The following is a 20,493-nucleotide window of genomic DNA, read 5'->3' on the forward strand; positions in this document are numbered from 1 at the left end:
TGTTGGAATAATAGCTATTATTTTTTGTTTTTGTAGTAGTTGTAATCACAATATTCAAGTGATTTTGGATCTACATAACTTAAGTGGTGACTAGAGAATGTCATACGACCAACTACACCAGGTTTAACAATTTCGTTGTACTTAGCTTCTGTTAGTTTAGGAGCAGTTTCTTGTACTTCTTTAACCCACTTGTCATATTTCTCTTTAGTTTTTGCTTCAACTTCGAACTCCATGTGTGTGAATCCTTCACCAGAGAAGTTCGCACTACGGCCTAGGTAAGAACCTGGCTTATCAGCTTGTAAATAAAGATCCATAATCATGCCATCCATTGTGTACTTCATACCACCAAGTTCTGGTACCCAGAAAGCATTCATTGGGCCGACAGAAGTCAGTTTGAATTGAATTGGTACACCAGCTGGGATGTTTAAATAGTTAACGGTTTCAATTTTTTCCTCTGGGTAACTGAATAACCATTTCCAGTTTGCAGATGTAACATAAATTTCAACTGGTTTAATATGTTTGGACTCTTTCGGAACCTCTTCCGAAGCATAAGTTGCTTTTACTGTTGGAATCGATAATGCGATAACGATAATAACAGGAACAAGCGTCCAAATAATTTCTAGTAATGTGTTACCGTGTTGTTCAGGTGGCTCATAGTCCATATTCTCTGGTTTTTCACGATAACGAATCAAGATGACTGTAAACAGAATGAATACAATTGCGATAATTAATGACATAAGCAAGAATGACCAAACAATTAAATCATACTGTGCTTTTGCAACAGGTCCTTGCGGATTTAATACTGCGAGTTTTTTATCACAGCCACCGAGGAACAGAAGTAATGATAACGGAAGAAGTGAAGCCAACTTCCAAAACGCTTTCTTTAGTTGCACGATTGAAAATCTCCTTTCTCCTTGGATTGAAACTATGCCAATAAAACAATATAAACCTATTAATTTATAGAAGGCAATAGTTTTTGATATATTGTTAAAAAATAGACACAAATGCACACTTTTTAAGGTGAATATCATTTGTAACTTGATTACATTGTAAACTATTTTCCAGAGAAAAACGTGATTGTGAAAATTTTAAGATAAATAAAGTTATACCAGGATATCCAAGAAATAGAAAAAAGCTATCTTATGATAAGAAAGATAGCTAAATATTTTGTATATTTAGTTTATTTCTTGTGTGACAGTTCGTGGCTGTTCAAGTGTGACAATTTTTTTATATTTAACTTGGTATAAAATGTAACAAATAATCATAAATGGAATGCCGCAATAAAGAGCAATTCTTTGATCTGGAATGAAAGCCAAACTAACAAATGTAATGAAATTGAGCGAGAACGCTACGATTGGAACGAGTGGATAGAGCGGTGTACGATATTTTAAATCATTTATGTCGCCACCATTTTTCACGAAATTTCTACGGAAGAAAAACTGTGAAGCGGCGATTGACATCCAAACTACAACGGCAGCCATTGCTGCAATAGATGTTAAAACTAGAAAGACAGTATCTGCCGCAAATACACTTGTTAGTAAGGACAGGCTAGCGAAAATTAGGCTGAAAATTAATGCATTTAGCGGTACACCTTTTTTAGTTAATTTCGTAAATGCTGGACTTGCCATTCCTTGTTTTGCCATCGCCCACAGCATACGAGAATTTGCGTATAGACCAGAGTTAGCAACGGATAATACAGCTGTAATAATAACAAAGTTCATAATGTCTGCTGCATATGGGACACCGGCTACATCAAATACAAGTACAAAGGGACTTTCGACTAGATTAGCCTCTTGCCATGGGAGTAAACCTACAACAACTGATATCGCTAAGACGAAGAAGAAGAGAGTTCGCCAAATTGTATTTTTTATTGCTTTTGGAATTGTTTTTTCAGGATTTTCACTTTCTCCTGAAGCGATTCCAATTAATTCTGTTCCTTGGAAGGAGTAATTTACTGTAATCATCGTAAGAAGAACAGCTAATGCACCGTTTGGAAATAGCCCACCATTTTCAGTGAAATTATGAAGCATTGGAGCTGGCTTTCCATTGAAGTCTAGTAGACCGAACATAACAGCACCACCAAGCACGATGAAAATAACAATTGTCGCGACTTTTACACTTGCGAACCAAAACTCTGCTTCTGCATATGCTTTTGCTGATAAAGCGTTTACAAGGAAGAGTGCTGCTGCAAATGTAACGCACCAAATCCAGGAAGAAACGTCTGGAAACCAGCGTTTCATTAAAATACTTACAGTTGTTAACTCCACGCCAACTGTAACAGCCCAATTTAACCAATACATCCAACCAACAACAAATCCAAAACCAGGTGAAATGAATTTGCTTGCATAACTTTGGAATGAACCTGCTTCTGGCATAGCAACGGATAATTCACCAAGACATAACATCGTTAAATACATAACAAATCCACCGACTAAAAATGCAAGAATAGCACCACCAGGTCCGGCATTATGGACAATTTGACCAGATCCCATAAATAGCCCGGTTCCGATAACACCGCCGAGTGCAATCATAAATAGGTGTCTACTTTTCATTGTTCGTTTTAAATCTGTTTGTTCAATTTGTTGATTCATATGCCCTCACCCCGTATTTTCTTGAATGTGTGAACTTCGTTTTATTCTGAGTTTTTAATCATTAGTGGGGGATGCAACACACACTCGGTTTATTTGCTATGAAATGAATGGAGTATGTAAAAAAACGAACTATGACTAAATACTCTAAGAATGTTTGTTAACATGGTGATATCTTCACTATGTTAACAATTTTGATTTTAGCAAAATATTCTGGAAATGTATATTTATTTTTCTTTTTATTAAAAATAATTAGAATTTTTATAATTCATTCTATGAGCGATAATTCACATGATCTTTCTAGCAAACTAGTAAGAAGAAGGGTACAATGATAAGAGTTGTATCTGTAAAATAATAATTAATGGAGTTTTGTTTATAATGAAAAAGTTAAAATATCTTTTTGTTTTTGGGATTATAATTGCTGCTGCGTTTTTTATAGGGAAAGATAAAATCATGCAAAAGGCGCAAGTTCTACGCCTAGAATTTCTATCTGAAATGAAAGAAGCAGCTATGATTGAAGATGTTCCGTTTATTAAACAATTACCAGAATTACCTCGAGGATGTGAAGTGACAAGTTTAGCTATGTTGCTGCAATATAAAGGTGTACAAGTAGATAAGATGCAACTTGCTAGCGAAATTCATCGTGTTCCATTTGAACAAAATGGTTTGCGTGGAAATCCTTACGAGGGATTTGTGGGAAATATTTATACAAAGGCAGAGCCTGGATATGGTGTGTACAATAAACCAATCTTTGATTTAGCAGAAAAATATGTTCCTGAAAAAGTAATTAATTTAACAGGTAGAGACATGCAAGATATATATAAAGTAATTAGTTCAGGCTCTCCGGTATGGGTCATTATTAATACGACGTTTAAGCCGCTAGCTGAAAGTAGTTTTGAAACATGGAATACGAGTTCAGGCGAAGTGAAAATTACATATTATGAGCATAGTGCAGTAGTAATTGGATATGATCAAAACTTTGTATATGTAAATGATCCTCTTAAAAATAATCCACGTTTGGCTGTTCCGCGAGCAGAATTTGAGAAAGCTTGGGAGCAAATGGGAAAACAAGCAATTACTATTTTATAATAATGAAAAAGTCATCTTTTGGATGGCTTTTTCTTTTTAGTTTATCATCACTGAAAATTCAGAAGATTCTTTTAAAAGTTAACAATTCACGTTATAATAACATTTAACTTGGTGAAGAAGGGGAGAAGAGAAATGGATGTTGCAAAGGAACTTGTTTTGTCAAAAAATCAGTTAGTTGAGTGGAGAAGGCATTTTCATAAGTATCCAGAGTTATCTTTTCAAGAAGAAAAAACATCGCAGTTTGTGTTCGATATACTTCGGAAATTTCCATGTTTAGAAGTGTCACGGCCGACTAAATATAGTGTGATGGCAAAGTTAGTAGGTAAACATCCGGGCAAAACAGTTGCGATTCGCGCCGATATGGATGCTCTTCCTATTCATGAAGAAAATGAGTTTGATTTTATTTCTACATATAAAGGTGTAATGCATGCATGTGGTCATGATGGACATATAGCGATATTACTTGGGGTTGTATATAAGTTAGTAGAAGAAAGAGAGAAGATTAAAGGGGAGATTCGTTTTCTATTCCAACATGCTGAAGAGAATTTTCCTGGTGGTGCAGAGGAGATGGTTGCTGCAGGTGTAATGGAAGGTGTGGATTATATTATTGGTGCTCACCTTTGGGCGTCGTTAGAGGTTGGGAAAATAGGTGTTATTTATGGTCCTGCAATGGCTGCACCGGATGTTTTTAAAATTAAGATAGAGGGAAAAGGTGGACATGCTGGAATCCCTCATGAAACGGTGGATAGTATTGCAATTGGAACACAAGTCGTTTCGCAACTTCAGCAAATTGTATCTCGCCTCACGAATCCATTAGATTCTCTCGTAATATCTGTTACGCAATTTCATGCGGGGACAACTCATAATGTAATACCAGAGCAAGCCGAGATTGAAGGGACAGTGAGAAGTTTAAGACATGAATTACGAGGTGAAACAGAGAAGAAGATTGAGCGGATTGTGAAGCATATTACGGAATCTTACGGAGCGAAATATACATTTTCATATGAATATGGGTATCGACCAGTTGTAAATGACTATGAAGCTACAGAGCTTATTGAACAAACGGCATTACAACTTTATGGAAGGGATAGAGTTGTTCGTTTACAGCCGACGATGGCTGGAGAAGATTTTTCAGCGTTTTTACAAAAGGCACCGGGGACATTCTTTTTTATCGGAGCGGGAAATAAAGAGAAAGGTATTATATATCCTCACCATCACCCTCGTTTTACGATTGACGAAGATGCATTACCGATTGGAGTGGAAGTCTTTGTATCAGCCATTATGAACTTTATAAGTAAAGGAGAATGAGATGAAGAAAATACACATTCTAGCGCTTATCCCAGTTCTTTGTTTAGTAGTTGGGCCAATATTTGCGAATTCAGTTACTCCTTACGTATTAGGGATGCCATTTTTATTATTTTGGGTATTATTATCAGTGTTTATTACATCTTTTTGTATGGGGCTTGTGTACGTGTTGGATCCTGCTAATAAGGAGGATGTAAAATGACTGCATTACTTATCATTATTTTATTTTTGTTTCTCGCACTATTTTTAGGGATTCGGGCACAACATGGAAAAGATATGAATTTAGAGCAATGGTCAGTTGGGGGAAGAGGGTTTGGCACTATTTTTGTTTTTCTCCTTATGGCAGGTGAAATTTATACGACGTTTACATTTTTGGGAGGAAGTGGCTGGGCGTATAGTAAAGGAGCACCTACCTTTTATATTTTAGGCTATGGCGCTTTAGCTTATCTTTTATCGTATTTTTTATTGCCACCGATTTGGAAGTATGCGAAAGAGCATAACCTTGTTTCACAGTCGGATTTTTTTGCGAAGAAATATAGAAGTAAAGCGCTTGGGATTATTGTTTCAATTGTTGGTGTTGTTTCCATCATCCCATATCTTGTTTTACAGTTAAAAGGACTGGGAATTATCGTTTCAGAAGCTTCTTACGGAAGGGTGTCACCTGTTGTTGCGGTTTGGATTGGTGCTATTGTTATAACTATATATGTAATGGTTTCAGGTATACATGGTTCGGCTTGGACGGCCGCTTTGAAGGATATTATGATACTGTTTATCGTTATGTTTTTAGGTATATATTTACCGTATCATTATTATGGAGGATTTCAGCCGATGTTTGAGGCTGTAGAGGCAGCGAAACCGGGATTTTTATCTTTACCTGAAGAAGGAATGAGTATTTCTTGGTTTGTTTCTACTATTATATTAACGGCCCTCGGTTTCTATATGTGGCCTCATACATTTGCTTCTGCTTTTTCTGCAAAAAATGAAAAAGTATTTCGTAAAAATGCAGCAATTATGCCATTGTATTCTTTAGTTTTACTTTTCGTATTTTTTGCAGGATTTGCTGCTATATTACAGGTTCCGGGATTAAAAGGAGCGGATGTAGACCTTTCATTGTTCAGACTTGCTCTTCAAACGTTTGACCCTTGGTTTATTGGAATTATTGGTAGTGCGGGAGTATTAACGGCATTGGTTCCGGGTTCGATGCTTGTTATGGCGGCTTCTACACTGTTAGCGAAAAATATTTATCGAACGATAGTTCCATCTGCTTCAGATAGACAAGTTGCTAAGATGGCAAAATTATTTGTGCCTGTAGTAACGCTCGTGGCAGTTTTATTTACATTTAAAGGAGGAGAAACGATAGGAGCGCTTCTATTAATGGGATACAGTATCGTTACACAACTTTTCCCTGCACTTGTATGTAGTTTGTTTCCACGTCAAATTATTACGAAGCAAGGAGCTATTGCAGGAATGGGAGTTGGGCTATTAGTGGTCGCATATATTACCTTATCTGGTTCAACTATAGCCACGATGTTTCCGAGTTTCCCGCAGTATATAAAAGATTTGAATGTAGGTATAGTCGCATTGTTAATTAATATAATTGTGATGTTTGTAGTCAGTGGATTTACAAAAGGTGTATTTATAAAGAAAAACACTATAATAGTGGAAAAGTAATTCGTTTATCCCGCATTAACAAGCAGTAAGACCCCCACCTCAAAATTCAGCGGAAGCAAAGAAGTTAGGTGGGGGCCTTGCTGCCTGTAAAAGCCCGATTGGTGAGGGGTGATTAAAGTTTTACTTTATTAGAGCTATCTTTGAAAAGAGATAGCTCTTTTTTGTATATATTTTCTTCAATTAGCGGAATCTAACTAAAAACTTGTTGAAAAGGAAGTTAGGTGGGGAAATTGTTAGAGCTTGAAGGTAACTTATTTGAAGTTATGAAAGAAATTAGGGATGAGTTAGGTTCACCTAATGATTTAACAATTAGAGAAGTTGCTCTTGCTGGGAGTTTTACACGTTGTGCGGTTGTGTTTTTATGTGGGTTAACAGACAAGGATAATGTTTATAAATATGTAGTTCGTACTCTTCAATATGAAGAAGTGCAAAATGAAGCGGCTGTCGTTCAGACGTTATTGGACCGTTTTATTTCTATTGCGGAAGTGGGTAAGAAGACAACATTTCCGGATATTATAAATGCGATTTTAGCGGGAGATACAGTTATATTAATTGATAATATTCAAACTGCTATCATTATTAATAGTAGGGCTTGGGAGAAGCGAAGTTTAGAACCACCAGTGACAGAAGATTTAATACGCGGACCGAGAGTTGGATTAAATGAAGACATTAATGTGAATAAAATGTTAATCCGACGCAGCTTACGCGATCCAAAGTTGAGGTTCCAATCTTATATTATGGGGAAGCGATCGCAGAAAGAAGTAACCCTAGTATATATAGAAGATATTATTAATCCTCACATTGTAAAAGAGTTAGATCGCCGTCTTCAATCAATAGTGACAGATGTCGTTTTGGAAACAGGTACGATTGAACAATTAATTCAGGATAATAATTTATCCCCATTTCCACAGTTTTTGAATACAGAGAGGCCTGATAATATTATAGCCTCATTAGCGAAAGGGAAGGCGGCCATTTTAGTAGACGGATCCCCGTTTGCTCTTATTGCACCACTTGTGTTTGTTGATATTTTTCAATCTGTAGAAGATCATTATGAGCGCTGGGTGATTGGAACGTTATTAAGGTTTTTACGTATGGGTTCAGGCATAATTGCGGTTTTGTTACCAGCTATGTATGTAGCACTTGTATCTTATCATCAAGGACTTATTCCTTCTAAATTGGCTTATTCAATTGCAGGTGCGAGGGAAGGTGTTCCGTTTCCTGCATATATTGAAACATTAATGATGGCCTTGACTATGGAATTAATACGAGAAGCTGGAATCCGATTGCCGAAACCGATGGGGCAAACGATAGGGATTGTAGGAGGTCTTGTAATTGGAGAAGCTGCGGTAAATGCAGGGATTGTAAATCCGTTTTTAGTTATTATTATTGCAGTTACTGCGATTGCTACGTTTTCGCTTCCTGTATATAGTATTACGATTACGTTCCGAATTTTACTTTTCGTCTTTGTATTAGCTGCAACGGCTTTTGGACTGTATGGGATTATTCTAGCTCTGATCGCACTTGCTATTCATATTACAAATTTAACAAGTGTTGGTATACCGTATACAACTCCCATTGCTCCTGCATTTTATAAAGATTGGAAAGAAGAATTTATTCGCATGCCAAAATCGATGTTGAAAGATAGACCAGAGTACTTACAAACAAAAGACTCTACAATACGTCCAAAGGAGCGAAAATAAGTGAAACCATTTGAGTATGGCGATGAAGAGATTGGATCTCGGGAAATTGGGTTTGCGGTATCATCGACCATTATTGGTATAGGGGCATTGTCTATGCCAAGAGATATCGCTAACCAAACTTTATTTTCGGACGGTTGGATTATCTTGCTTTTGGGTGGACTGATTTGCGCAGTTTTAGGCTGGTTTGTGACGAGAGTGGCTATCTTATTTCCAAAACAAAATTTTGTTCAATATACGAGTGCGCATTTGACGAAGCCTGTTGCATACACAATTAGTAGTATTTTAGTATTAACTTTTGCTGCTTTGACAGCGTATGAATCGCGAATGATTTCAGTTATTTCTCAAACGTATTTATTTAGTGATACACCAATACAACTACTGTCTTTTTTCTTCTTATTAGTTGTTATTTATGGAATAGCAGGATCAAGAGCAGCCTTATTAAGGTTAAATGTTTTATTCTTGCCTATTGTTTTAATTGCGATAGTACTTCTTTCTTTATTGAATATAAATTTAATGGAAATAAATAATTTACTACCAGCTTTTCAAACGAAAGTAAGTCAATATGCTGTTGGAGTTAAAAATTCTATTTTTACGTTTATTGGATTTGAAGTAGCGTTATTTTATGCAGTTTTGCTGAATAATAAGACAGCGAAAAAAGCGCCAATGGCAGTCGCGAAAGCGGTGATGGTAAACGTGCTGTCATACATTTTAATTTATGTAACTTGTATTAGTGTTTTTACTTATATGACAACACGTGGATTGACATATCCAACAATTGAATTAGGGAAAGAAATTGAAATTGGTGGAGGATTTTTAGAAAGGTTTGATGCGATTTTTTTTACGACTTGGATTATTACTATTTATAACACTACAGCAATGTATTATGACGTCGCATCTTTATTGTTTTGTGCTATGTTTCCGAAAGTGAAGAAACAAATTTTTATTTTCATAAGTGCCCCTATTATTTTTATGGTGAATATGATACCTAGTAGTTTAAATACTTTATCAAGTTATGGGACTTATTTAGCTTGGATAGATATGGGGTGTGTTGTGTTAGCACCTTTGCTCGTTTTAATTGTATATAAAATAAAAAGAAGGAATGGTGGAAATGAAACACCTTCTTAAAATTATAATGGTTATGGCTTTAACTGGATTTATGAGTGGGTGTTCTGAGTTAGAAGAGATAGAAGAAAGAGGATTTGTAGTAGGAGCGGCTTACGATATTGTGAAGGAGAAGAAAGCGAATCCAATTATGAAAGGGACCTATCAGATGGTACTCCCCAGTAAATTGTCTCAACAGGGTGGACAAGGGGGTGGGGATAGCGAAAATTATATTAATGTTAGTGCAAAAGCAGATAGTGTATTTGAACAAATAAGAATAATCGCAAAAAAAATTAGTCGTACATTATTTTTCCCTCATATACAGGTGATTATTTTCTCTGAAGAATTACTTTCACATCCATACATTTTACAAAATACGTTAGATGTATATATTCGCGATCATGAGATGAGAAGAAATATTCGTTTGTTCGTTTCTAATAAAAATGCCGAAGCTATTTTAAAACAAAGTGCCAAGCCTGAAAATTTACCGGCGCAGTATATTGATATGTTAGCTGAACACCCTCCGAAAAATGCCCAAATGATTGAGGCTGCAAGAATTGGTGAGGTGCAGGAAAAGATGATCTCTAACCGAAGTTTTGTATTACCTATTCTGGAACTAACAAAACAAGGAGTACAAATGAACGGTGCAGCATTGTTTCGTGGAAAGGATAATAAGTGTGTAGGCAATTTGAGTGGGGAAGAAACAGTAGGGATGAATTATATAATAGGTAAAAAAATTGGAGGTTTTTTTACCATCCGTAAAAAGAATCAACTTATTACATATGAAATTCATAAGTTACGTCGAAAAATTAAAGTATCCACAACGAATGCTACAAAACCAAAGTTTGATATTCATTTATCTCTGGAAGGCACATTGGCTGAGTTGCATTTTAGTGATCATAAAAAGGTTTTGAATGAAAAGCGTTTAGAGAAGGATATATCGGAAGAAATGGAGAAGCGTATTCAAAAATCAATTAAACTTGTTCAAAAAAAATATAAGGTAGATGTACTAGAGTTAGGGGAAGTGTATAAGCGACATAATTATAAAGAGTGGAAAAAGGTAAGTAAGAATTGGGATCAAGGCGAAAATTACTTTAGTAATGCTGAAATTACTGTTCATGTTCATCCAACAATTGAACATTCAGGTTCAGCTTTACCGAAAAGAGTGAAATAAGGTGATGAAAGTTGTTTACTGGATTAGGAATTAGTTGCACGATATTAATGGCAGTTCTTCCAGGAACTATATATTTTATTCATAAAAAACTCACAACGTATGGAGCACAGCCGTGGAATACTGATGTGCAAAAAAAGAAACCTGAATAATTTCAGGTTTCTTTCGTGCAAAGCATATGTGAAGGGGGATACCTTCTATGTATGCTTTGCTTTATACAAGCCCTAACCAATGTACCAATTGTGTAGAGAGGAATGTAACAACAATGGCGATAACGGTAGGGATTGCAAACGATAAGAATGTCCATTTTGCACTTTTTGTTTCTTTGTATATATTAACAAGTGTTGTTCCGCACGGGAAATGAAGAAGTGAGAACAACATTGTGTTTAACGCTGTTAACCAAGTCCAACCATTTTCTAGGAATAGATTTTTAATTTGATTAAAATCATCTATTTCAGTTAAAGCCCCAGTTGATAAGTAAGACATTAATAAAATTGGGATTACAATTTCATTAGCGGGTAGTCCAAGAATGAATGCAGCTAGAATAAACCCGTCAAGTCCTAACATTTTAGCAAATGGATCTAGGAAGTTTACAAAATACATAAGTAAGCTTGTGTCACCGATAAAAATGTTAGCAAGTAACCAAGTTAATGCAGCCGCAGGGGCAGCAACAACTATAGCTCGTTTTAAAACATAGATTGATTTATCGAGTGTTGCGCGAACAATTGTATTCCAAACTTTTGGCTTGCGGTACGGAGGTAACTCAAGTGTGTAGTGAGTTGGAACCCCTTTTAAGGCTGTTTTTGATAGTACCCAAGAAACAGTTAATGTCATAATAACACCAATTACAACCATTCCAACTACAACACCAGCAGTAACCAATGTTTGCATACTGCCTGTATAACCAGCAGCCATAAATAGTGAAGCCATTAAAATTAACATAGGCCAGCGACCGTTACAAGGAACGAAGTTGTTCGTTAAAATTGCTAGCATACGTTCACGTGGTGATTCAATGATACGTGTTGACATAATGGCTGCTGCATTACAACCAAATCCCATTGCCATTGTTAAAGATTGTTTCCCGTGTGCGCCGGATCGTTTGAATAAGCGGTCCATATTAAACGCGACACGTGGTAAGTATCCGTAGTTTTCTAATAGCGCGAACATAGGGAAAAAGATTGCCATAGGTGGTAACATAACGCTAATAACAGCACCGATACCACGGAACAAACCAAGTATTAAAATGCCATGTAACCATTCAGGTGCATGCGCTGCTTGGAACCAAGATGTTAAATATCCTTCGGCCCATCCGAAGAATTCGGCAATCATATCAGATGGTACGTTAGCGCCTGCAATTGTAAGATAAAAAATAATAGATAAAATACCGAGCATAATTGGGAATCCCCAGATTGGAGATGTGAAAATTTTATCTAGTTTTTCGGAACGATATAATTTATCAGTATTTGTATATTGGATGGATTCTTTACATATGCTTGCGGATGTTCGGTAAATATCTCCGACTATATCATCTCGTATATCTTCTTTTGAAAGTGTTTGTGCATGTTGAATAATATAGTCTAATGGAAGAGCTTTACTGGCTGAGTGAGATTCCATTAATTACGACCTCCCTTACAAGTGGTTCATTATGGTGTTTTTGAAGTGTAGTTAAGAAATTTTTATCTCCATCTAATATACGTAACGTAATCCAACGTGCTGGATACGTATCACCGAATACTTTATAAATTTGTGGCTCTAATTCCTGAATCATATTTTCGATTTTTTCGCTGTAAGTAATTTTAATTGGTGTTGGAATTAGTTTTTTATTTGCTACTTTTGCAATAACATTTAGCAAATGACCAATACCTACTCGGTTACGTGCTGAAATTTTAACGACAGGCACACCAAGTGATTTTGCTAATTTCTTTTCATCGATAACAATCCCTTTTTTCTCGGCTTCATCAATTAAGTTAATGCAAATGACTACATTATTTGTCATCTCCATCACCTGGAGTGCTAAATTTAAATTTCTTTCCATAGCAGTTGCGTCTATAACAACTACAGTTACTTCTGGTTTTTCAAATATAATATAATCCCTTGCTACTTCTTCGTCTGCGGAATTTGAGTATAGTGAGTAAGTTCCAGGTAAATCTATTAATGTATAATTACTTCCGTTATGTTCATATTCTCCTTCAGCTTTTAAAACAGTTTTTCCCGTCCAGTTTCCAGTATGTTGTTTTAAGCCTGTTAAAGTATTAAATAATGTACTTTTCCCTGTATTCGGGTTACCAGCTAAAGCGATACGATGTTTGCTCATCTGAAATCATCTCCTATTAATACCCCGAAAATAAGGGAGCTTTCTTCTTTACGCAGTGCAATAGTTGTGTTGCTCACTTGATAAGCGACCGGATCTCCAAGTGGACTGCGTTGCAATACTTTAATCGTCGCCCCCGGGATAAATCCCAAATCTAATAAGCGTCGTTTCATAGTTCCTTCTAATTGTATCTTCTCAATTTGTACAAACTCTCCTATTTTAAATTCGGAAAGTGGTTTTATATTAGCCGATACCATAAAAGTTACCTCATCTCTATATTTTTAGTTTGAGTTTAAAAAGTTTCCTTAGGTAAACTTTTTGTTAGTAATATAGTAGACTACATTGGATGATACTGTCAATTGGTACTTTAAAAATATTCATTTAATTTTAGAATTGTTCCAATTTATTTAGTTGTACTAAAAAATATTACTGAAATTCTTTTTTATGTGCATAAATTAGGCGTGTAAAAGTTACAAAATACAGCGGAATTGTAAATATAACTTTAATTAAAAGGGAAAAAGAGAGAAAAACATTTACATTGGATTTACATTGTTAAGAATAAATTTACATTACAGCTTAAATAGTGTGGATTTTGTTGGGTTCTTTAACTATAAATGTTGGGATTCCTAGTTTTTAAGGATTATTATCGTCATTTACTTAAAATTAAAAATTGCTTAACACTTACATAATATTATTGTCCTACAATGAATTTGTGTTCGAAAGAAGTAGACAAATGTGAAAAGTGATAATCCAAATGGGGGTACAAGACATGGTTATGAAAAAGGGTATTAAATTTTCTTTAGCAGCTTTAGTGGTAGCGGGTTCATTAGTGGGATGTGGAAAAGCAGAAGAGACATCAGGTAAAGATGCTAAAGGAAACGATAATGCAAAACAAGAATTGTCAGGTACGATAGCAGCTGCAGGCTCTACAGCACTTCAACCTCTTGCAGAGGAAGCTGGAAAGAAATTTATGGAGAAAAATTCAAACGTTTCTATTCAAGTGCAAGGTGGCGGTAGTGGAACTGGAATTAACCAAGTAGCTTCTGGTGCAGTCCAAATTGGTAACTCAGATGTTCCATCTGCAGATAAAATAAAAGATGCTAATAAGGCGAAAGAATTAGTAGATAACAAGGTAGCGGGTATTGCATTCGCACTTGTCGTAAATAAAGATGTAAAAGTTGATAACTTAACAGTACAACAAGTACAAGATATCTTCACTGGAAAAGTAACAAACTGGAAAGAAGTAGGCGGGAAAGATGAAAAAATCAACGTGATTAATCGTCCAGCTTCTTCTGGTACACGTGCTACATTTGAAAAAACAATTATGAAAGACGCGAAAATCAATGATGGAACTGGTACTACACAAGATTCTAACGGTGCAGTAGAACAAGCGATTAACTCTACTCCAGGTTCAGTAAGTTATTTAGCGATGTCTTACATGGTTGGCGAGAAAAAAGGTGCGCTACAAACAGTAAAAATTGATGGTGCTGAACCAAAAGTTGAAAACATTGCGTCTGGTAAATATCCATTTTGGTCTTACGAGTACATGGTAACGAAAGGTGAGGCAAAAGAAGCAACAAAAGCTTACATTGACTATGTAAAAGGTAAAGATTTTGAAAAGCAAGTAGAAGATATGGGTTATATTCCAATGTCTAAATTAAATAAGTAATAAAATTTATGGGGCTGGCTGCAAGGCCAGTCCTGTTCATTTCAATTTATGAAGTGGGGTCTGTCCTGTGATGAAGGGGAAAAAACAAATTAATTACGTAAAAAGTGAATATATAGGAAGATCACTTGTTACGTTTTGTGGTATTTTTATTGTTTTAATTACATTAGCTATTATTGCGTTTATTTGTGGTAAAGGTATTCAATCTTTTACACAAAGTGGTATCTCATTTACTGAGATGTTAACATCGACAAAATGGAATCCAAATGCTGATCAAGGATCCTTCGGGGCTTTAATTTTCATTGTAGGTTCAACGGTGGTTTCGTTAGGTGCGGTCATTATTAGTGCACCAATTGCTATAGCTCTTGCTATATTCATGAATTTAATTTCGCCAAAGTTTGGAAATAAAGTATTGAAGCCTGTTTTAGAATTATTAGTTGGTATTCCTTCGGTTGTATACGGATTATTAGGGGTTACGATTTTAGTGCCACTATTACGTGATTCGTTTGGGGGAGTAGGCTTTAGTTTAATTGCGGGTATTGTTGTATTAAGTATTATGATTTTGCCAACTATTGCTAGTATCGCTTCTGATGCAATACGTTCTGTTCCATTTGATTATTTAGAAGCTTCTTATGGTCTAGGATCAACGAAATGGCAAGCGATTAGCCGAGTAATTGTTCCTGCTGCGAAGAAAGGGATTTTAACAGGTGTTGTTTTAGGTTTAGCGCGTGCTTTTGGTGAAGCGCTAGCGGTTCAAATGGTAATCGGGAATACGATTAAATTACCAGAAGGAATATACAGTCCAACAGCGACGTTAACTGGTATTTTAACAATGGACATGACAAATACATTAAACGGAACTGCTTGGAACAATGCGCTATGGACTTTAGCAATGATTTTACTTGTTATTTCATTCCTGTTTATTTTAGTAATTCGAGCGATTGGGCAAAGAGGTGAGCGATAATAATGAATGCAAGAACGGTAAATAAAGTTTGGACAGGTATCTTTTATACGATTGCAGCTTTAGTTGTAGCTTTGCTAGTGTTCTTAGTGTTTGAAATTTTACAAAAGGGATGGGGTTTTTGGGATCCTAATTTCTTGTTTGAAGAACCAAGTAATACAAGAGCTGGTGGTGGGATTGGTCCGCAGTTATTCAATTCCTTCTATATGCTTGTTATAACGCTTATTATATCTATTCCTCTTGGATTAGGTGCTGGAATATATTTAGCAGAGTATGCAAAGCAAGGACGTTTTTTAAACTTTGTTCGTTTATGTATCGAGACAATGGCATCTTTACCTTCTATTGTTGTTGGTTTATTCGGTTTGTTAGTGTTCGTTACAATGACTGGTTGGGGATATACAGTAATGGGTGGTGCCCTTGCTTTAACTATTTTAAACTTACCGGGCTTAACGCGTGTTTGTGAAAATGCGATTTCAGAAGTTCCTTCTAATGTGAAAGAGGCAAGTCTTGGGCTAGGTGCAACGAAGTGGCAAACGATCACTCGTATTATTATTCCGTCGTCATTACCACAAATCATTACAGGTGTTATTTTAGCTGCGGGTCGTATATTTGGTGAAGCAGCGGCATTAATTTATACAGCGGGTTTAACATCTCCGATTTTAAATTCAGCAGCGGACTTCTCAAGTCCTGCTCATCCTTTAAATCCATTTAGACCAGCTGAAACGTTAGCGGTTCACATTTGGAAGTTAAATTCTGAAGGAATTATCCCGGATGCGAAGTTAATTGCGACAAAATCTGCAGCTGTATTAATTATTATGGTATTACTATTCAATGTTATTTCACGCTTGATAGCATCTATATTACACAAGCGCTTTACAGGAACGAAAAGAAAAAGTAAAACGACGAAAAAGGTAAAAGCGGCATAAATTATAAAGAAGAACTCTCTACTTATAAATAGGGGGTTCTTTTGTATTTTAATTATAGAAGGAAAGGGCGTAACGATTGTTGAATTTGTGATTAATTATATAGACGAACAGATGTAATTTAGATTGTGGATTCTAGTGAATCTCTAGAACGGTATGCGGAAAAAATGATGGATTATATGAGTAGGTAGAGAAAAAGGGTTATCTTCATTCGTGAAGATAACCCTTTTCTTTTAAATGTCAGGTGTTTCTGTAGAAGTGCTTATTTTTCTACGGGAGCGTCTTTTTCTCCCGATTTTATCTAATAGTTCATACATAACTGGAACAACTACTAATGTAAGAAGAGTTGAGACTGCCAAACCACCGATGACAACGACGGCTAAACTTTTTGATACCATACTCCCTGCTTGGGATTGGCCAAATAGAAGTGGGAGCATAGCAACGATTGTTGTAATAGCTGTCATAATAATTGGGCGTAGTCTAGTAGAACCTGCTTCAAGTAAGGCTTCTCTTGTTTCCATTCCGTGTTCCCGATTTTGTTGGACTCTTTCTATTAATACAATAGCGTTTGTAACAACAATCCCGATTAACATTAATGCGCCGATTAAGGAATTTACATCAACAGGTGTTCGTGAAACGATTAAGCCTAAAATACCACCGACAGCAGCTAACGGTAAGGAGAATAGGATTGCAAAAGGAGCACGTGCTTGCCCGAAGGTGATAACCATAATTAAATATACAATCCCTATTGCAATCCCCATAATTTTGAATAAATCTGTAAAATTCTCTTGCATAGATTCAGTAGCTCCTGCGATATTGACTTTTGCACCACTAGGTAAATCTAAGTCAGTTATCGCTTTATTTACTGCTGTGTTTACTTTACTCAAATCTTCATTTGAAGCTTCGGCTGTAATTTGGATTGTTTCTTTTCCGTCTTTATGGAAAATTTCTGTTTGCGTTTGTTTTTCTGAAATAGTTGCGATGTCTTTTAAAGGTATTGGGCCATTAATAGGTGATAGTATGTTTGTATTTAAAATATCTTCTTGTTTATTAATGTTTTCTTTTTTGTGTTCTATCATAATAGTAGTTTTTTCATTATTAATTGTAATTTCGCCAATAGGTGATTTCTTCATAAGGAATGCTACTTGTTGCGCAGCTATTTCTGGTGTTAAACCTAGTTGTTCAGCCTTTGTTTGATCAATATGAATTTGCCATTCTTTCTTAGAGTCTTCTAAATTTGTTTTTACTTTAGAAAGATCATCCATGCTTTTTAGTTTTGTTTCAACGATAGTAGCCGCCTCTTTTAAATCCGCTTCGTTAGTAGCTGTTACGTTAAATTGTAAGTTATTGCCGCCGCCAGAACTTGAATAACTTGTTTTTATATAATCAAGTTCAGCAGGCTCAAAAGTTTTATTTTCCTTTTTTAACTCTTTAATATATTGATCAATATCAGAACCTTTTTTAAAGACTACGAATATACTAGCAAGGTTATTTTTAGTTGTTTGCCCCCATTGTGCATCTTCTGCGCTAGATCCCATTCGTAAAATAACGTCTGTTATATCTGAATTAGAAAGTAATTTCTTTTCAAAATCAAATGCTTTTTGTTTTTGAGATTCAGCATTATAATCGGCTGGAAATGTCATGTTAATAGATAACATTGTGTCGTCTTCAGATTTTATGTTTGCTTTCGGTAGTAATATATAGGCCGCAATTGATCCTGCAAATAATAAAAATGAAGTAAGTAGAATAATGAATTTATGAGAAAGAGCCCACTTTAATGTAGCGACATATCGTGATGAAGAACTTGGCTTTCGATGCTTTGTTTTTTTGAGTAGTAAAAAAGCCATAAGTGGAACAACTGTTAGTGCAACGATTAAGGATGATAGTATAGAATATACAACTGCTAATACCATAGGTAACATTAATTTTCCGATTGCTCCTGATACGAGGCCGATAGGTAAAAAAACAGCGACCGTTGTTAAAGTAGAAGAAGTAATTGCGACTGCGACTTCTTTCGTTGCATCGAGAATGATATCTTTAGAGAAAGAATCTTTTTGTAAACGGCGGAAAATATTCTCGATGACAACGATACTATCATCGACGAGACGTCCAACCGCAACAGCTAAACCACCGAGGGTTAAAATGTTAAGCGTAATGTTAGATTGATGTAGTAAAAAGAGTGTTAATAAAATAGATAATGGAATACTGACAACAGCGATGAGTGTTGTTCGGAAGTTACGTAAAAAGATTAAGATAATTAGAGTTGCAGCGATTGCTCCAAGTATTACTTCTTTTCCCATGCTAGTAACAGCATTTTCAACTTGTTCATGGGTTGAAGCCAAAAGTTTAATAGAAAATTGATTTTTATATTCCTTATCTATCTCTTTAACTTTTTTATCAATCTCTTTTCCAATGGCAACTGCATTTTTACTTGGCTCTTTCATGATGATTAATCCTGTGCCTTCTTCTCCGTTTATATGTGAGATTGTATCGTAGTGTTGTTTAATTTCAATTTGAGCAATGTCTTGCAATTTCACTTGGGGTGCCACAGTGATGTTTTTAATGTCATTTACATTTTTTATGTCCCCAATGACGCGGAGGTTGTATTCTTCCTGATTAACAGTAATTGCCCCAGCTGGAGTAGAAGTTTCTTTTCCTTGTAAAACAGTTAATATCTGCTGTGATGTTACGTTTTTGTTTTTTAATTGGTTTGGATCAAGTACGATAGATAATTCAGAGGTGGATTTTCCGAAAAACATAACGTTGGCAACACCATCAATGTTTTCGAGTTGTGGTACGATTTCTTTTTCAATTTGTTTTTCATCTGCTTTTGAAAAACCGTTTTGTTTCTGGATAGTAATTTGAGCGAGTGGAATCATAGAAGTGTTTAATTGACTAACTACGGGCTTGGTTACATCTTTAGGTAATTTAATTGTATTGACGGCTTTTTCGACTTCGCGTGCTGCATCTTTCATGTTTGCTTTTGATGTATACGCAATGTCGATACGTGATAATCCCTCGTATGTAGAAGAAGTAATGGTGTCGACGTGCTCTAAATTGCGAAATTGTTTTTCGAGAGGATCAGTTACATCTTTTGTCATCGTTTCAGCGTCGAGTCCTTGAGATAAGGTTGTGACGGTAATTGCTGGATTGTCGATACTTGGTAAAAATTCCATAGGTAATTTAGAGCCGGAATAAACACCGAGTATGGAAATGAGAAAAATCATGATGATAATGGCAGCTCGGTTTTTTAATGAAAACTTTGTTAACCTATCCATAAAATAATTCCTCCATTGGTTTATTTATAGTTGAGTGCGTCCTTTCTTACTATATAACAAAAAATGGATATTTTTCATCAATTAAATGTAAAAAAATTCTAACAATATCCTTAAGTTTATATTAGGGTTGGAATGTTGTTAATTTGTAGGGAGATAAATTTTGAATGAGAAGGAAGGGGATAATGCGCGCGAGTGGTTGTTTAATGTAGATGGGATTTTTTCTTACGGCTAATTTGTATGGTTATTTTATAGAAGGATAATTATTATAAACTTTAATATAGAAGAGAATGAAAATTTGGGAAGGCATTGTGAAATACAATTTGGTTGAACGGAGTGTATTAGCATACAATTAAAATAACTATTTTCAGTAGTAAGGATAATAGTTATTTCTATAGAAGAAATTAGGGTAGATAATTTTTTTTATGTTTTTTATAAAAACACTTGTTATTTGAAAATCATGATGGTATATTAATAAACGTCGCTGATGCGGAAACGCAGAAAACGACAAAAAAGAAATTTTAAAACTTGGTTGACATCGAAAAATGAAGATGTTAATATGATGAAGTCGCTTCTGAAGCGGTGGACAAGTTCTTTGAAAACTGAACGAAACAAACAACGTGAAACGTCAATTTTTATTTTAGATGCTAGACAAACTAACTTTATTGGAGAGTTTGATCCTGGCTCAGGATGAACGCTGGCGGCGTGCCTAATACATGCAAGTCGAGCGAA

At 35.5% G+C, this 20,493-nt stretch carries 17 protein-coding genes and 1 rRNA gene; 12 read left to right on the forward strand and 6 right to left on the reverse strand.

Annotated features, from left to right (window positions below):
• Nucleotides 1-17: 17 nt before the first annotated feature.
• Together EBQ15_RS24110 and EBQ15_RS24115 are read right to left on the reverse strand one after the other, a co-directional pair.
• Nucleotides 18-893: a cytochrome aa3 quinol oxidase subunit II gene (locus EBQ15_RS24110; protein ID WP_001176165.1), complete on the reverse strand. Its 876-nt coding sequence runs from the start codon at nucleotides 891-893 to the stop codon at nucleotides 18-20.
• A 282-nt stretch (nucleotides 894-1,175) separates the two neighbouring features.
• Complete coding sequence (locus tag EBQ15_RS24115) at nucleotides 1,176-2,591, reverse strand: amino acid permease (RefSeq protein WP_001075749.1); 1,416 nt, start codon at nucleotides 2,589-2,591, stop codon at nucleotides 1,176-1,178.
• A gap of 375 nt (nucleotides 2,592-2,966) precedes the next feature.
• On the opposite strand from EBQ15_RS24115, the gene EBQ15_RS24120 reads away from it, so the two are divergent.
• The 8 genes from EBQ15_RS24120 to EBQ15_RS31295 all read left to right on the forward strand — a co-directional run bounded on the left by EBQ15_RS24120 (nucleotide 2,967) and on the right by EBQ15_RS31295 (nucleotide 10,777).
• Nucleotides 2,967-3,677, forward strand: coding sequence for a C39 family peptidase (locus EBQ15_RS24120; RefSeq protein WP_000734482.1), 711 nt, complete (start codon nucleotides 2,967-2,969; stop codon nucleotides 3,675-3,677).
• A 132-nt stretch (nucleotides 3,678-3,809) separates the two neighbouring features.
• Entirely contained in the window at nucleotides 3,810-4,985 is a 1,176-nt protein-coding gene (locus EBQ15_RS24125) for an amidohydrolase (protein WP_000382124.1), read from the forward strand.
• Nucleotide 4,986: 1 nt separating this feature from the next.
• On the forward strand, nucleotides 4,987-5,184 hold the full coding sequence (locus EBQ15_RS24130) for a DUF3311 domain-containing protein (protein WP_000719834.1): 198 nt from the start codon (nucleotides 4,987-4,989) through the stop codon (nucleotides 5,182-5,184).
• The gene (locus EBQ15_RS24135; protein WP_000125930.1) at nucleotides 5,181-6,653 is read left to right on the forward strand and encodes a sodium:solute symporter family protein; all 1,473 of its coding nucleotides are present in this window, start codon (nucleotides 5,181-5,183) and stop codon (nucleotides 6,651-6,653) included. Before EBQ15_RS24130 ends, EBQ15_RS24135 begins: the two co-directional genes overlap by 4 nt.
• 221 nt (nucleotides 6,654-6,874) lie before the next feature.
• Nucleotides 6,875-8,353: a spore germination protein GerLA gene (gene gerLA, locus EBQ15_RS24140; protein WP_001999095.1), complete on the forward strand. Its 1,479-nt coding sequence runs from the start codon at nucleotides 6,875-6,877 to the stop codon at nucleotides 8,351-8,353.
• Complete coding sequence (gerLB, locus tag EBQ15_RS24145; protein ID WP_000802011.1) at nucleotides 8,354-9,478, forward strand: spore germination protein GerLB; 1,125 nt, start codon at nucleotides 8,354-8,356, stop codon at nucleotides 9,476-9,478.
• Nucleotides 9,462-10,628, forward strand: a complete 1,167-nt coding sequence (gene gerLC, locus EBQ15_RS24150; RefSeq protein ID WP_000681631.1) for a spore germination protein GerLC — start codon at nucleotides 9,462-9,464, stop codon at nucleotides 10,626-10,628. The genes gerLB and gerLC overlap by 17 nt, the downstream gene beginning before the upstream one ends.
• Before the next feature lie 11 nt (nucleotides 10,629-10,639).
• Nucleotides 10,640-10,777 (forward strand): hypothetical protein, encoded by a 138-nt coding sequence (locus tag EBQ15_RS31295; protein ID WP_000493997.1) that lies wholly within the window; start codon nucleotides 10,640-10,642, stop codon nucleotides 10,775-10,777.
• Between the two features lie 61 nt (nucleotides 10,778-10,838).
• Here the strand turns inward: EBQ15_RS31295 and EBQ15_RS24155 are convergent, their stop codons facing one another.
• The 3 genes from EBQ15_RS24155 to EBQ15_RS24165 are packed head-to-tail and all read right to left on the reverse strand — an operon-like array spanning nucleotide 10,839 to nucleotide 13,193.
• The gene (locus tag EBQ15_RS24155) at nucleotides 10,839-12,239 is read right to left on the reverse strand and encodes a nucleoside recognition domain-containing protein (protein WP_000443591.1); all 1,401 of its coding nucleotides are present in this window, start codon (nucleotides 12,237-12,239) and stop codon (nucleotides 10,839-10,841) included.
• Entirely contained in the window at nucleotides 12,217-12,939 is a 723-nt protein-coding gene (locus tag EBQ15_RS24160) for a FeoB small GTPase domain-containing protein (RefSeq protein ID WP_000033866.1), read from the reverse strand. Before EBQ15_RS24160 ends, EBQ15_RS24155 begins: the two co-directional genes overlap by 23 nt.
• A complete protein-coding gene (locus EBQ15_RS24165) occupies nucleotides 12,936-13,193 on the reverse strand; it encodes a FeoA family protein (protein WP_000252982.1) in 258 nt (85 codons plus the stop codon). Before EBQ15_RS24165 ends, EBQ15_RS24160 begins: the two co-directional genes overlap by 4 nt.
• A 512-nt stretch (nucleotides 13,194-13,705) precedes the next feature.
• Between EBQ15_RS24165 and EBQ15_RS24170 the strand changes: the two genes are divergently transcribed.
• From EBQ15_RS24170 to pstA, 3 genes are all read left to right on the forward strand, one after another.
• A complete protein-coding gene (locus EBQ15_RS24170) occupies nucleotides 13,706-14,605 on the forward strand; it encodes a phosphate ABC transporter substrate-binding protein PstS (protein ID WP_000245116.1) in 900 nt (299 codons plus the stop codon).
• A 70-nt stretch (nucleotides 14,606-14,675) separates the two neighbouring features.
• Nucleotides 14,676-15,566 carry a phosphate ABC transporter permease subunit PstC gene (pstC, locus tag EBQ15_RS24175; protein ID WP_000676676.1) on the forward strand — a complete coding sequence of 297 codons (891 nt, stop codon included), beginning with the start codon at nucleotides 14,676-14,678 and terminating at the stop codon, nucleotides 15,564-15,566.
• 2 nt (nucleotides 15,567-15,568) lie between these two features.
• Nucleotides 15,569-16,489 carry a phosphate ABC transporter permease PstA gene (gene pstA, locus EBQ15_RS24180; RefSeq protein ID WP_000994154.1) on the forward strand — a complete coding sequence of 307 codons (921 nt, stop codon included), beginning with the start codon at nucleotides 15,569-15,571 and terminating at the stop codon, nucleotides 16,487-16,489.
• Nucleotides 16,490-16,719: 230 nt separating this feature from the next.
• Here the strand turns inward: pstA and EBQ15_RS24185 are convergent, their stop codons facing one another.
• Complete coding sequence (locus EBQ15_RS24185; RefSeq protein WP_000375531.1) at nucleotides 16,720-19,764, reverse strand: efflux RND transporter permease subunit; 3,045 nt, start codon at nucleotides 19,762-19,764, stop codon at nucleotides 16,720-16,722.
• 659 nt (nucleotides 19,765-20,423) lie between these two features.
• On the opposite strand from EBQ15_RS24185, the gene EBQ15_RS24190 reads away from it, so the two are divergent.
• Nucleotides 20,424-20,493 (forward strand): 16S ribosomal RNA (locus tag EBQ15_RS24190); the annotation flags it as partial.

Source organism: Bacillus sp. 2D03, assembly GCF_003946765.1.
GTDB lineage: Bacteria > Bacillota > Bacilli > Bacillales > Bacillaceae_G > Bacillus_A > Bacillus_A cereus.

Coding starts and splice junctions, on each gene's coding strand:
- EBQ15_RS24125 (WP_000382124.1), top strand. CDS start 3,810: ATGGATGTTGCAAAGGAACTTGTTTTGTCAAAAAATCAGTTAGTTGAG.
- EBQ15_RS24130 (WP_000719834.1), top strand. CDS start 4,987: ATGAAGAAAATACACATTCTAGCGCTTATCCCAGTTCTTTGTTTAGTA.
- EBQ15_RS24185 (WP_000375531.1), bottom strand. CDS start 19,764: ATGGATAGGTTAACAAAGTTTTCATTAAAAAACCGAGCTGCCATTATC.
- EBQ15_RS24135 (WP_000125930.1), top strand. CDS start 5,181: ATGACTGCATTACTTATCATTATTTTATTTTTGTTTCTCGCACTATTT.
- EBQ15_RS24115 (WP_001075749.1), bottom strand. CDS start 2,591: ATGAATCAACAAATTGAACAAACAGATTTAAAACGAACAATGAAAAGT.
- EBQ15_RS24165 (WP_000252982.1), bottom strand. CDS start 13,193: ATGGTATCGGCTAATATAAAACCACTTTCCGAATTTAAAATAGGAGAG.
- EBQ15_RS24155 (WP_000443591.1), bottom strand. CDS start 12,239: ATGGAATCTCACTCAGCCAGTAAAGCTCTTCCATTAGACTATATTATT.
- pstA (WP_000994154.1), top strand. CDS start 15,569: ATGAATGCAAGAACGGTAAATAAAGTTTGGACAGGTATCTTTTATACG.
- EBQ15_RS24160 (WP_000033866.1), bottom strand. CDS start 12,939: ATGAGCAAACATCGTATCGCTTTAGCTGGTAACCCGAATACAGGGAAA.
- gerLC (WP_000681631.1), top strand. CDS start 9,462: ATGAAACACCTTCTTAAAATTATAATGGTTATGGCTTTAACTGGATTT.
- EBQ15_RS24120 (WP_000734482.1), top strand. CDS start 2,967: ATGAAAAAGTTAAAATATCTTTTTGTTTTTGGGATTATAATTGCTGCT.
- pstC (WP_000676676.1), top strand. CDS start 14,676: ATGAAGGGGAAAAAACAAATTAATTACGTAAAAAGTGAATATATAGGA.
- EBQ15_RS24170 (WP_000245116.1), top strand. CDS start 13,706: ATGGTTATGAAAAAGGGTATTAAATTTTCTTTAGCAGCTTTAGTGGTA.